Annotated in this window: 13 protein-coding genes; 6 read left to right on the top strand and 7 right to left on the bottom strand. The window is 56.1% G+C overall.

Annotation, left to right across the window (positions count from 1 at the left end):
• Positions 1-17: 17 nt before the first annotated feature.
• The 3 genes from soxX to AC5EFR_RS09100 all read right to left on the bottom strand — a co-directional run bounded on the left by soxX (position 18) and on the right by AC5EFR_RS09100 (position 1992).
• A complete protein-coding gene (gene soxX, locus AC5EFR_RS09110) occupies positions 18-494 on the bottom strand; it encodes a sulfur oxidation c-type cytochrome SoxX (RefSeq protein ID WP_299936575.1) in 477 nt (158 codons plus the stop codon).
• 165 nt (positions 495-659) lie between these two features.
• Positions 660-1235 (bottom strand): thioredoxin family protein, encoded by a 576-nt coding sequence (locus AC5EFR_RS09105; protein WP_493575533.1) that lies wholly within the window; start codon positions 1233-1235, stop codon positions 660-662.
• A 28-nt stretch (positions 1236-1263) separates the two neighbouring features.
• On the bottom strand, positions 1264-1992 hold the full coding sequence (locus AC5EFR_RS09100; RefSeq protein ID WP_493575532.1) for a cytochrome c biogenesis CcdA family protein: 729 nt from the start codon (positions 1990-1992) through the stop codon (positions 1264-1266).
• Positions 1993-2084: 92 nt separating this feature from the next.
• On the opposite strand from AC5EFR_RS09100, the gene AC5EFR_RS09095 reads away from it, so the two are divergent.
• From AC5EFR_RS09095 to AC5EFR_RS09085, 3 genes are all read left to right on the top strand, one after another.
• Complete coding sequence (locus AC5EFR_RS09095; protein ID WP_493575554.1) at positions 2085-2447, top strand: thioredoxin fold domain-containing protein; 363 nt, start codon at positions 2085-2087, stop codon at positions 2445-2447.
• 14 nt (positions 2448-2461) lie between these two features.
• Entirely contained in the window at positions 2462-2800 is a 339-nt protein-coding gene (locus AC5EFR_RS09090) for an ArsR/SmtB family transcription factor (RefSeq protein WP_493575531.1), read from the top strand.
• Between the two features lie 90 nt (positions 2801-2890).
• Positions 2891-3952 (top strand): YeeE/YedE family protein, encoded by a 1062-nt coding sequence (locus tag AC5EFR_RS09085; protein ID WP_493575530.1) that lies wholly within the window; start codon positions 2891-2893, stop codon positions 3950-3952.
• Between the two features lie 88 nt (positions 3953-4040).
• On the opposite strand, the gene AC5EFR_RS09080 is transcribed toward AC5EFR_RS09085, so the two are convergent.
• Complete coding sequence (locus AC5EFR_RS09080; protein ID WP_493575529.1) at positions 4041-4628, bottom strand: riboflavin synthase; 588 nt, start codon at positions 4626-4628, stop codon at positions 4041-4043.
• A 112-nt stretch (positions 4629-4740) separates the two neighbouring features.
• Here AC5EFR_RS09080 and AC5EFR_RS09075 point away from each other — a divergent pair, with 112 nt between their 5' ends.
• The 3 genes from AC5EFR_RS09075 (at position 4741) to AC5EFR_RS09065 (ending at position 9322) form a co-directional block, all read left to right on the top strand.
• Positions 4741-6033 (top strand): capsule polysaccharide biogenesis protein, encoded by a 1293-nt coding sequence (locus AC5EFR_RS09075; protein WP_493575528.1) that lies wholly within the window; start codon positions 4741-4743, stop codon positions 6031-6033.
• A gap of 95 nt (positions 6034-6128) precedes the next feature.
• A complete protein-coding gene (locus tag AC5EFR_RS09070) occupies positions 6129-7286 on the top strand; it encodes a polysaccharide biosynthesis/export family protein (RefSeq protein ID WP_493575527.1) in 1158 nt (385 codons plus the stop codon).
• A gap of 5 nt (positions 7287-7291) precedes the next feature.
• Positions 7292-9322 carry a capsule polysaccharide biogenesis protein gene (locus AC5EFR_RS09065; protein WP_493575526.1) on the top strand — a complete coding sequence of 677 codons (2031 nt, stop codon included), beginning with the start codon at positions 7292-7294 and terminating at the stop codon, positions 9320-9322.
• A 127-nt stretch (positions 9323-9449) separates the two neighbouring features.
• Here the strand turns inward: AC5EFR_RS09065 and ribD are convergent, their stop codons facing one another.
• The 3 genes from ribD to AC5EFR_RS09050 all read right to left on the bottom strand — a co-directional run bounded on the left by ribD (position 9450) and on the right by AC5EFR_RS09050 (position 12618).
• Positions 9450-10553, bottom strand: coding sequence for a bifunctional diaminohydroxyphosphoribosylaminopyrimidine deaminase/5-amino-6-(5-phosphoribosylamino)uracil reductase RibD (gene ribD / locus AC5EFR_RS09060; protein ID WP_493575525.1), 1104 nt, complete (start codon positions 10551-10553; stop codon positions 9450-9452).
• Positions 10550-11017 carry a transcriptional regulator NrdR gene (gene nrdR / locus AC5EFR_RS09055; RefSeq protein WP_493575524.1) on the bottom strand — a complete coding sequence of 156 codons (468 nt, stop codon included), beginning with the start codon at positions 11015-11017 and terminating at the stop codon, positions 10550-10552. Before nrdR ends, ribD begins: the two co-directional genes overlap by 4 nt.
• A 254-nt stretch (positions 11018-11271) precedes the next feature.
• Positions 11272-12618 (bottom strand): M16 family metallopeptidase, encoded by a 1347-nt coding sequence (locus AC5EFR_RS09050; RefSeq protein ID WP_493575523.1) that lies wholly within the window; start codon positions 12616-12618, stop codon positions 11272-11274.
• Positions 12619-12655: the final 37 nt, after the last annotated feature.

Raw genomic sequence — 12655 nt, 5'->3', positions numbered from 1 at the left:
GTCTCCTTAGTTTAAGGTCAGCTTTCCTTGAGCGTCAGCAGGAATGCGACCACATCTTCGATATCTTGAGCCGACAAAAGCGGCGGCAAAGGTTCAGCGCCAGCTTTGCCCGTGTAGGCGTCACCGGGGCGAATGTAGCCTTTGGTTTTGTAAAAGGCGGGCATCACCGTGCCTTCAAAGGTCATCTTGGCGTTGGCCACGATGCCGCGCAGTTCCGCTTCGCTGCGGGCCTCACCTGTATAGGACAGGTCTGGTCCAACTTCGCCGTGGAATGGCACATCGGCCAGTTGCTCAACCGCATGGCAGGACACACAATTGCCTTTGGATTTAGATCCGAAAACAGAGCGGCCATTTTCGGCATCACCGGGCTTGCCGGTTAGGGACATTTCAACAACGCCCTCTTCACCGTATGCCACATCGGCTGGTAGCACGGTCTCGGCGGCGGCCATCCCCGCGGCCAGCACCAGTGCTGTTGTTAGTGTTGTAAGCCTCATGTTCCCTCCCTAGGCTTGCTGGCCTTTCGGCCTTGCTCGCGGCCCCGTCGCGCTGGGGCTTTCTACTCTCGTCATTGCTCGCTGATGTATACCGTAGGGCACAGGCCCCGCTCAACGCAACAACAAATTCGCAAACGTGAATTTCTTGTCGCAGGCAAGGCGCTATCAGTCGAAACTTCCGTTGCTGCGCTCTTGGATCATCCGCGCATGGTAACGTTGAAAATCTTCACCGTTTTCAGATGCATAGCGCTTTTCCGCGACCCAAGTAAACATATCTTTTGTCGTGCCTTTGCCAAAGGCCCCCGGCATCACCGCAACCGCCGCATCCATAGCATTTACGCCTTCTGGCACCTCTTCAGGTAGAAAAACGATGTTGGGTGTGAACATCACGCGCCATTTGCGGGCCATGTCTTTTTCACTGCGCGAATCCCCGTCAAAGTCGACGACTTCGACATCGCCATAGAGGTTCATCTGCACCACAAAATAGTTTTCGGCGATGTAGTCAGAGATGCCCTGATCCGAGAAAACCTCTTCGTGCATTTTGGCGCAATAGATGCACCCCCGCTGTTCAAAGAACAGCACCAAACGCTTGCCCTCGGCATTGGCTTCGTCAAGGTCTTCGCGCAGGTCTTTGAACGTGTCGCGCATCCATGGCTGCTTGTGCAGCCCGTCGTCGCCCATTTCCGCTATCGCAGGAACAGCCATCAGCGCGGCCACCGCCGCTATAATCCAATGTCGCATTTCAAATTCCTCCCAGACACGCTTTGGCTCAGACCCAGTTCGGATAGGCCCTTAACATGAGTTCGGCGATCCAACCCACCGTATCGGTTGCAATCAGGATCGCAAATATAATCAGCATGACGCCCATAGCTTTTTCAACATGGACCATTTTTGAACGGTGTTTTTGCAGCCATCGCAGGAACGGCTGGGCAAAAACGGCCGCCACAACAAAGGGGGCGGTCATGCCGATCCCAAAGACCGCCAGCAAAAGCGCGCCGTGCCAGAGCTCCCCCATACCCGACGCAATCGCAAGGATCGTCGCCAAAATCGGCCCCACACAGGCCGTCCAGCCAAAGCCAAACGCCAAGCCCATGACATAGGCCCCGAAAACCGTCGACGGATCGGCTTTGCTTTCCATGCGCGCCTCGCGATAGAGAAAGCCGATCTTGATAACCCCAAGAAAATGCAGGCCAAACGCAAAGATAATTGCCGCCGCCACATAGGACAGCGCGTCCTTCCAATCGGCAAAGGCCTGACCAAGTGCCGTCGCCCCAAGCCCGAGCAACATAAAGATCGTTGTGACCCCAAGGGCGAACATAATCGCAGAGAGGACCAAGCGCCGCTGCGCCCCCGGCGCGATCCCGCCTTCGTCACGAAGCTCGCTCATCGACAACCCGGCCATATAGGACAGGTAAAAAGGCACCATGGGCAAAATGCACGGGGTAAAGAACGCACCCAACCCGGCAAGCAAAGCCCCGGCATAACTGATGTCGAACATGGGTGCTCCTTGATCAATTCACATATTCAGATTATGTTGTTCGATAACGAATGGTCAATTGGTGATCCCAGGTGAGACAATTTGCATATGCGATGCTGGCGGTGATCGCCAGCGCTGGACTGGCTTTGGCCAAAGACCCCGCCCAAGACGTCCGTCTTGTGATGGTGGAACAGCCCGGCTGCGCCTATTGCGCCGCATGGGACGATGAGATCGGCCCCGCCTATCCCAATACATCAGAGGGAGAGTTTGCGCCCCTGATGCGCGTCGATCTGCATGTTGGCCCACCCGATGGTATTAAATATGCACGAAGGGTGAACTTTACCCCTACTTTTATTCTGTTAGAAGGCAACAACGAGGTTGCGCGTATCGAAGGATATCCAGGAGAGGATTTCTTTTGGCCAATCTTGGCAAAACTGTTACAGGACCACACCGCGTTCCATCCGGCGACCAACTGAGACTGATCTGACCCATGGCCCTTCCCGTACTTTCTAATGACCTAAGTGATGACGAGCTGGACCGCATCGTCGACAAAGCCACCACAGCGTCGGCTTTCCTTAAGGCGATTAGTCACGAAGGCCGATTGATGATCCTGTGCCATTTGGTGTCTGGCGAAAAGTCGGTGACCGAGCTCGAAGACCTCTTGTCGGCCCGTCAGGCGGCCGTGTCCCAACAGTTGTCTCGCCTACGTCTTGAAGGGCTTGTTGTGCCCCGCCGCGAGGGCAAAGCGATCTTTTACAGGCTAGCCGATGACCGTCCGCGCAAAATGCTGGAATGCGTCTACGAGCTATTCTGCGCCGAAGACGATTGATTTCGGCGATTGATTTTGGGGCCGCCTCGGCGCAACCTTGTCACAGTTGAAAGCAAGTGAAGCTGGCGACGGTCGGAGGAGGGCCTTTGCATGCGTGATATCTTGTCTGACCATCAGATGGTGGCCTTGATTGGCCTAGTCGGAGGCATCTTGTTGGGTCTCGCGGCCCGATTGGGCCGGTTTTGCACCCTTGGGGCTATCGAAGATGCGCTTTATGGCGGGTCCATGGTGCGCATGCGCATGTGGGGCGTGGCCATTGGCTTTGCCATTCTTGGCAGCTTTGCCTTGATCGGAACCGGCTATCTGGACGGAGCCAGCAGCTACTATTTGTCGATCCGCTGGATGCCGATGGCGTCGGTGATCGGTGGGTTGGTCTTTGGCTATGGCATGGCCCTGTCGGGAAATTGCGGATACGGGGCCGTTGCCCGATTGGGCGGAGGCGATTTGCGCAGCTTTGTGATTGTGCTGGTCATGGGGGTGTCGACCTATGTGGTTCTGTCCGGGCCTCTGGCCCCGATGCGCAACGCGATATTTCCCCAAGTCGATGTCACAACCGCCGAAATACCGCCCGGCATTGCCCATCACCTTGGCAGGTTGACCGGCATCTCTGTGCCCCTGATCGGAGGCATAATGGGGGCTGCCATCCTGCTTGGGTCGCTGATGTCCAAGGATATTTGGGACAGGCCCGCGCAGGTCGTCTGGGCCTTTGTGGTTGGCTTTGCCATTGTCAGCGGCTGGGCAGGAACCGCCTGGGTCGCCGAAAGCGGATTTGAGGCCCTACCAATTGTGTCACACAGCTTTGCGGCCCCAATGGGGGAAAGCATCCTTTGGTTCATGACCGGTTCGGTGCGCCCCTTGTCATTCGCGGTCGGCTCAGTTGCCGGTATCTGGGTTGGGGCCTTTGTCGGGTCAATGATCAAGGGGCATTTCCGCTGGGAAGCCTGCGAAGACCCGCGCGAATTAAAGCGCCAGATTTTTGGCGCGGGCCTTATGGGTGCGGGCGCAGTTCTGGCCCTTGGATGTTCCGTCGGCCAAGGGCTTTCGGCGTTTTCGGTTCTGGCCTTGTCGGCCCCGGTCACCTTCTTGGCGATTTTTGCCGGGGCGGCCATTGGGTTGCGCCAGCTGATCGTCGGGTTTCAACCTGCCGAATAGGGGATTGCCTTGCGCGAGGTTGGGGCGCGGCCCCGCCCCGAGCAAGCTCGGGACTTACCGGGATATTTTGGGAAAGAAGAAGCGCGGATCAGCTCATTTCGCCAAGGCGTGCGACATAGCGGGCCAGCGTGTCGATCTCGAGGTTGATTGTATCGCCAACCTTGGCGTTACCCCAAGTAGTGACCTTTTGGGTATGTGGGATGATGTTGATCCCAAAACGCGTGTCATCCACCTCATTGACCGTAAGCGACGTTCCATTCAACGCAACGGAACCTTTGGGCGCGATAAAACGGGCCAACTCGCGTGGCGCGTCAAAGGTCAGCCGCGTGCTATCGCCTTCGTCGCGCATATCAACAAGCTTTGCGACACCATCCACATGACCAGACACGATATGCCCACCAAGCTCATCACCGACTTTGAGCGCACGTTCTAGGTTGAGAACACGATCCACCGTCCAATCGGCCAAATTGGTCTTTGACACGGTCTCGGCGCTGATCTCCATGTCAAACCAATCATCCCCCAAAGCCACAACCGTCAGACACACGCCATCACAGGCAATTGACGCACCAATATCAATTGAATTGGTGTCATACGAAGTCGCAATCCGCGCCCGAAGATCGCCGCGTTGCTCAAGCTCGACGATACGGCCCTGATCGGTGATAATACCTGTGAACATCTCGCGTCCTTTCGCATGTGGCGGCTCCTCTGGGCTGCGGCGCGATGTGGCCTTAATTTCGCCGGGTTCAGAGGTTAAAGATTTCGTTAGGACAAGGACATAAAACGCCATCATGAGCAACGCAACCGGCCAAAAACGGGTCTTCCTGTTTCTACAGGGCCCACATGGACCCTTCTTTTACCGCCTTGGCGCAATGTTGCGCAAGACGGGGGCAGATGTCTGGCGGGTGGGGTTTAATGCCGGCGATCGTGCCTTTTGGTTCCATTCCACAAGCTACATCCCGTTTCGTGGATGTCAGGACGACTGGCCAGAACGGTTCACCGAGTTACTCGATGAAAAGCACGTCACCGACATTGTGCTTTATGGCGATGTGCGCGGGATTCATGCCAAAGCCGTCGAGATCGCCCAAGAGCGCGGGCTTGGCATCCATGTTTTTGAAGAAGGCTATATGCGCCCCTATTGGGTGACCTATGAACGCGGTGGTTCGAACGGGCATTCGACCCTGATGCAAACCTCTGTCGAGGACATGCAAAAGGCGCTGGCCCTATCGGATATGGAGGCCCCCCTCCCCCCCGGGCATTGGGGCGACATGCGTCAGCACATGTTTTATGGCGCGCTTTATCATTGGTTTGTGATGTTTCGAAACGGTGACTACCGGAATTTTCGCCCGCATCGCTCGCTTACCGTTGTTCAGGAATTTGGGTTGTACCTGCGCCGCTTGCTTTTGATGCCGGCGACATGGATTGACCGGTTGGTATCGACAGCGCGCATTCGCTTGGGTGGGTTTCCCTATCATCTGGCGCTGATGCAGCTTGAACATGATAGCAGCTTTCAAAAACATTCTCCCTTTGCCACCATGCCGGACTTCCTCGAAGAGGTGATGGCCGGATTTGCAAAAGGGGCTCCCGGCCATCATCACTTGGTTTTCAAGGCCCATCCGCTCGAAGATGGTCGCGTCAACATGCGCCGCGCCGTGCGCAAACTGGCGCAAAAATACAGTGTCGCGGATCGCGTCCATTATGTGCGCGGTGGCAAGCTTGCGCAGCTTTTGAACGACGCGCGAAGCGCTGTCACCGTAAATTCCACCGCCGGGCAACAGGTGCTCTGGCGCGGCATTCCGCTCAAGGTTTTTGGCGCGGCGGTCTATGCCAAACCGGAATTTGTGTCCGAACAACCGTTGGACGAATTCTTTTCCATGCCGACACGCCCAGATAACCGCGCTTTCAAAGATTACCGCCGCTACCTGCTTGAAACATCGCAAGTTCCCGGCGGCTTTTATTCGGCCCGTGGGCGTCGGCAATTGTTGCGTCAAGTGGTTGATATGATGCTCTCGCCTGATGATCCCTATCAGGCGCTTGTTCGCGGCACCGCGGCTCCGAGGCAACAGTTGCGGGTTGTGCAATAGGCAGCACAACCCCTAGTACTGGCGTTTTTTATTCAAACCCGGTACGTTACTAAAAAAAGACTGAGGCAGAATAATAAGGTCGAGGAGACCGAGCAGTGAAACACTCCACTTCCAGGTGGGCGCGTACGGTCGCCCTACTGGCCGCGGTGTCGATTCTGGCATCTTGCGGCCTCCCCCGTTTGGGACCCAACAAAAGAGAAATCTACGCCGGGTCCGTTCAACGCGAAGGCGACGCCTTTATCGTTGCAATTAATGATCGCGTGACGCGGACAACCGCCGTTGTTCCCGCGCTTGGCTTTTCCGAAAGTTTTAAAAACGCCAGCACCCTTGGGTCGGACACCATCCGCCCCGGTGATACGCTCGGTTTGACGATCTGGGAAAACGTTGACGATGGTCTACTGGCCCCCGAGGCCGCCAATTCCACCATCCTCGAAGAGGTTCAGGTTGATGGCTCCGGCTTTATCTTTGTGCCCTACGCGGGGCGGATCAAAGCCGCTGGCAACACGCCGGAACGCATTCGCCAGATCATCACGCGCAAGCTCGAAGATCAGACACCTGACCCACAGGTCGAAGTGCGCCGCGTTGCCGGTGACGGGTCGACCGTTAGCCTTGTGGGCGCCGTTGGTGGCCAAGGCGTCTATGCTATCGAACGTCCAACGCGAACCTTGACGGCGATGCTGGCCCGTGCCGGTGGTGTGACAATCGAACCTGAAATCGCTCAGGTCACGGTTCTGCGCGGTGGGGAAACTGGTAAAATCTGGTTCCAAGATCTGTATCGCAATCCAAAGGTAGACATCGCTCTGCGCGGTGGGGACCGCATCCTTGTCGAAGAAGACACACGCGCCTTTACAGCCCTTGGCGCGACCGGGTCGCAAGCCCGCGTCCCCTTCGAAAGCCAAAGTCTGAGTGCTGTCGAGGCGATTGCCCAAGTGGGCGGCCTTTTGGCGACCGGTGCTGACCCGACGGGTGTGTTTATCTTCCGCAACGAACCGGCGGAGATCGCTAACCAGGTCCTAGGCCGCGATGATCTCGTGGGCGCTCAGCGTATGGTCTATGTTCTCAACCTGACCGAGCCAAACGGAATGTTCATGGCGCGTGATTTCGTTGTTCGTGACCAAGACACGCTTTACGTTACCGAAGCGCCCTTCACGCAGTGGAACAAACTGATTTCAGCCTTTACCGGATCGCTTGGCGCTATTGGAACGCTAACCTCGACTGCGGATGCGCTGACCACTGTGGGCAGCGGGGGTTAACGCCTTTGCCGCAATATCAAGATCACGGCGCCGGGGAGGAGACTTCCCGGCGTCTTTACGTCTATAACGCTGGCTTTCTGACTCAGAAACGCGTTCGACTGTTATTGCGCGAAGCTGGCTTTCGCGTCTCGCTTGGCCGTCCCAAAGCTGGTGATCTCGTGGGGGTTTGGGGGCAGTCGCCAACGTCTCATCGCGGCGAAGCTATTGCCTCAAAATACAAAACCCCAATCGTGCGCATTGAAGATGCGTTTTTACGTTCGCTCCATCCCGGCCGCTCTGGCGAACCACCGATTGGCCTGATGATCGACGAAACGGGGCTTCACTTTGATCCAACGGCACCGTCTGATCTGGAAACGCTGCTCAAAACCCACCCTTTGGATGACGGCGCCCTTATGGCGCGGGCACGGGCCGGTATGGCGCGCATGCAGGAAGCACAGTTGTCAAAATATTGCGCCAGTGACCCCGAGGTTCCCGCCCCCGACCCGGGCTATGTGTTGGTTGTGGACCAAACCCAAAACGACGCCTCGGTTCGCGCAAGCAAAGGCGATCGCAGCCGGTTTTTGGAAATGCTCTTTGTTGCGCAAGAGGAAAACCCCCGCGCCCGTATCGTCATCAAAACCCACCCCGAAACCGCAGTAGGGTATCGCGCCGGTCATTACCGAAGCGAAGACGCCACCGGCAATATCGCGTTTTTTGATGCGCCCATTTCGCCTTGGCGGCTTTTGGAGGGGGCAACCAAGGTTTACACCCTGAGCTCGCAGATGGGCTTCGAAGCCATTCTTGCTGGGCATAAACCGCGTGTTTTCGGCGGCCCGTTTTATGCGGGTTGGGGGCTTACGGACGACGAAGATGTCTTTGCCCGCCGCCGCCGCCCATTGTCGCGTGCACAGATGTTTGCCGCCGCAATGATCCTATATCCGCGCTGGTTTGATCCCTATTCTGGTAAAACCGGAACCTTCGAAGACGCGCTTGGCGCGATGGAAGCCCAGCTGAGGGCCTGGACCGATGATCGCAAGGGATGGGTTGCAAGCGGCATGCGGCTTTGGAAACGCGCCCCGCTTCAGGCATTTTTCGGCTCACATCGGCCAGTTTGCTATGAAGACACGCCCGCAAAGGTCCGCGAAATATCGGAAAAAACAGATCGTCGCCGGATGGCCTGGGCCAGCAAAGCGCAGGGCAACGTTGTCCGAGTCGAAGATGGGTTTGTACGATCTCGCGGTCTTGGGGCCGAATTAACCCCCCCCTTGTCCTTGGTTCTGGATGACCTTGGAATTTACTATGACCCGACCTCTCCGTCGCGGTTGGAGGGGCTGATTCAAAATGTTGCCAAAGGATTAAGACCGGACCAAATCGAACGTATCGAGCGAATCCGAGACCGGTTATTGCGTTCTGATTTGTCCAAATACAATCTCTCCGGAGAATTACCCACACTGCCCGCTGGGCATCGCATTCTGGTCCCCGGTCAAGTCGAAGACGATGCGTCGATCCTCACAGGCAGCCCGGACTTTCAATGCAACATCGAGCTTTTGCGCAAGACGCGGGAGGCCAATCCCAACGCAGTCATCTTGTGGAAACCGCATCCAGATGTTGTAGCGGGCCTGCGCAAAGGTCAGGTGGACACCCCCGAAGAATGGGCCGATAAAACGTTGGAAAATTGTAACATTTCCGAGGTTTTAAAACAGGTCGACGAGGTTTGGACCATGACGTCTCTGACTGGCTTTGAGGCGATGATCCGCAGGTGTCGCGTTACAACGTTTGGAGCCCCCTTTTACGCGGGCTGGGGACTTACCCGAGATTTGGGGCGGGTCCCGGCCCGGCGCTTACAAGGTCCACGTCCGGATTTAAACGCCCTTATGTACGCCGTGCTGGTCGCCTATCCGCGCTACTTTGACCCTGTGAGCAAGCTCCCCTGTCCGATTGAAACCGTTCTTGAACGCCTCGAAACCGGAAACCTTCCGGCGCCGGGAGCCTTCAACCGGAGCTTGTCCAAGCTCCAAGGAGCATTGGCCAGCCAGTCCCATCTTTGGCGTCGTTAAGGTTTTGTTAAAGCTTCTGCGGCTATACCCCAGCGGTGCAACTATTTTCTGAGTTGTCCACAGGGTACAGTAACCCTGAGCGACCGCTCAAAAAAGGCAAGTTAACCCTACGGAAATATACATCTTTTTAGCTTGCTGCGCTGCGGCGCCAGATGTGCCGAATGTCTGCACCATCCACCGTGACATCCACAAGCTCAAACCGCGGTGCTTCGGCGAGTCGATCGACACCCAAAGCGCCCAATCCGGGCTGACCTTCGGCCCCCAATGCAAGACCTGCAGAAAAAACTTGAAGCTCATCGACAAGGTCCTGCGCAAGAAGAGAGGCCGCTAACTGGCCGCCGCCCTCACAAAAAACCCGTGTCAAACCCGCCGCGCCAAGCGATTGTAAAACCGATCGCGGATCAACACGCCCCTCGCCAAGATGGCAAGGCAGAAGCTTGGCCCCGATCCCCTCCCAAGCTGATTTCAACTCGGGGCGCACATCAGGACCATGGCAGAGCCAAACCGGAATTTTGCTCGCGGTTTGCGCCAAGTCGGACAACAGGGGCACGTCAAGATTGCGGGACACGACCACACGCACCGGTTGCCGCACGCTTCCCAGACCCCGGACAGTTAAGGACGGGTTGTCCACACGAGCCGTTCCGCCGCCAACCATCACCGCATCATGCGTCGCGCGCAGGGCGTGTACAGCCCGACGCGCCGCAGGGCCTGTGATCCACTGGCTTTCGCCGGTAGCGGTTGCGATACGTCCGTCCAAACTCATGGCGAGCTTCAGCGTCACCCACGGCCGCCCCTGTTCAACCGTCAAAAAGAACCCGGCATGATCATGCAACGCCTGATGCGCCAAGACACCAGTTGTGACCTGAACGCCGTGTTTGCGAAGTTTTTCAAACCCTTGCCCGCTCACCCTCGGGTCGCTATCGGACACCGCCGCGACAACTCGGGAAATGCCCGCCGCAATCAAAGCGTCACAACAGGGTGGCGTTTTTCCATGATGGGAACAAGGTTCCAGCGTCACATAGGCGGTCGCCCCTTGCGCCGCATCCCCCGCCATAGCAAGCGCTTGGGGTTCCGCATGGGGTCGCCCCCCCTCTTGGGTCCAACCGCGCCCAACGACGCGACCGTCCTTGACGATCACACAGCCCACCGCCGGGTTGGGCCAACACTTGCCCATCCCGCGACGGCCCAAGCCTAAGGCATGGGCCATATGACGCTGATCTTGATCGCTCACTTGGTGTCTGGAACCTCTGGTCGCAGCTCGCTGACAAATTTGTCAAAATCGTCTGCGGCTTGGAAGTTCTTGTAAACACTCGCAAAACGCACATAAGCCACGGTATCAATCCGCGCCAGCGTTTCCATCACGATCTCCCCAATTTGGGTCGATGCAATGTCGGTTTCACCCATACTTTCCAGTCGACGCACGATTCCAGAGATCATTTGATCAATACGATCCGGGTCTATCGGGCGCTTTTGTAGCGCAATACGGATAGATCGTTCCAACTTGTCGCGATCAAAATCTTCGCGACGTCCGTTGGATTTGATCACCACCAAATCGCGCAATTGCACACGTTCATAAGTGGTAAATCGCCCGCCACATGCGGGGCAAAACCGGCGCCGGCGGATCGAAACATGATCCTCAGCAGGCCGGGAATCTTTAACCTGGGTGTCTATATTTCCACAAAATGGGCAGCGCATGGCCGTCCCCCTCGTTTTCTTCTCTGCCTCGGGGCGCTTTGCACCCCCTTTGTATTTTTATGTCGCGCGCTCGGCCGAAAAAGCCGCGAAATTGCTACACCGCGCTTTGGCTGTAGGGTTTGTCCCTACTTATCCACAGCCACTATAGGCCAGCCGCCACAATTTGGGTAGAGGGGAAATGCAGCCGCTAGATGAAGCAAATTCACGGCGGAAAGCCCCCCAACTATGCAACAGAACAGAAAATGTGAAACGGACTAGCCCACTAGCTTAAACATCGACTTTGACTTGGCCTTTTCTTTGGTTGCCTCCCCCCGAAGAATAGATCGCATTTCCTCTGCCTTAAGCATGTGGCGCACAGGCCCGACCCCGACAAGTGTCGGCTCTTGCTCAAACACCTTTTTCGCAACGGCACGCAGATCGTCCTTGGTCAACTCAGCATTAATTGCCTCGACCTCTTCCCAGTCTGCCAAAGTCCCGTCTGCAATGATTTGCTCGCGCATTGGCTCGGGCCGGTGACTGACATCGTCCAGCCACATCAAGTTCCACCCTTCCACTTCGCGTTTGATCGACCCGCATTCATCCGATGTTATAGCGTCACCACAAACGTTTCGGATCGCCTGCGCCGTCAGAGTGATGATGTCGCGGAACTTGGCGGCATCTCCGTGCAATTCGATCTCAACATATTTGTTACCAGCAAAGTCTTCGATCAAGGCGTTCACACTATAAACAAGCCCCCGTTTTTCACGCAGCTCTGTCACCAAAAGCGAACGCGGCGACACCCCAAGCAGACAAACGGCAAGGTACAATGCCTCCTGTTCTTTCTTGGTCAAATCCTTTGGAACTGGATAGCCAAAGCGCACCGCACTTTGTTCCGAACTATTGTTCATGATCGCATCGCCGACCTGAAAATCCAACTCAGGGTATCCCGCAGCGGTTCCCGCAGGCAAAGCCCCAAGATACGTTTTAACAAGTTTCACAGCATCCTCATGCTGAATATCACCGGCAAAAAGGACGCTAAGATTGCGACCGACATAGGCCAACGTGTGGAAATGGCGCAAATCTTCGACCGAAATGCTTTCAACCGTGTCTTGATACCCAATCACCGGGAGCCTGACTGATTGCTCTGGGTAAGCAATGTCCAAAAAGGCGGCATCCATGTTGCAATTGAAACAACCGCGGCATCCTTCTTGCTCGATAATATCTTTTTCCAGCGCCAAATGCTCTTTGTCCAACAACGGTGACGTTACGATGTCTGCGAGAACATCAACAGCTTGTTCAATATCGCGCTTAAGAACCAGTGCATGATAAGACGTGCTGTCTTTGCGCGTGGTGCCATTCACCCAACCACCTGACCCTGAAAACGCCTTTTGGATGACTTCGCTACTGCGGGTGCGTGATCCTCGAAAAAGCATATGTTCCAGCAAATGCGCCAACCCGGACTTTTCATCCGGTTCATGCATTGATCCGATGCGGAAATTCATCTCTATTTTGACTGAATTGAAGTGCGGCGCGTAGTCGGTCGCGACGATAATGCCGTTGTCTAAAATGGACTGAGTACGAATGGGTTTCACAGACATGACCTCTTGAACTAATCTGCTCACAGAGTTGCCCTGAGAAGTCGGTAACAATGTGGCGGTT

This window comes from Pelagimonas sp., assembly GCF_058892305.1.
Note: the sequence above shows the minus strand (reverse complement) of the source record. Positions and strands in the feature narration are given on the sequence as shown.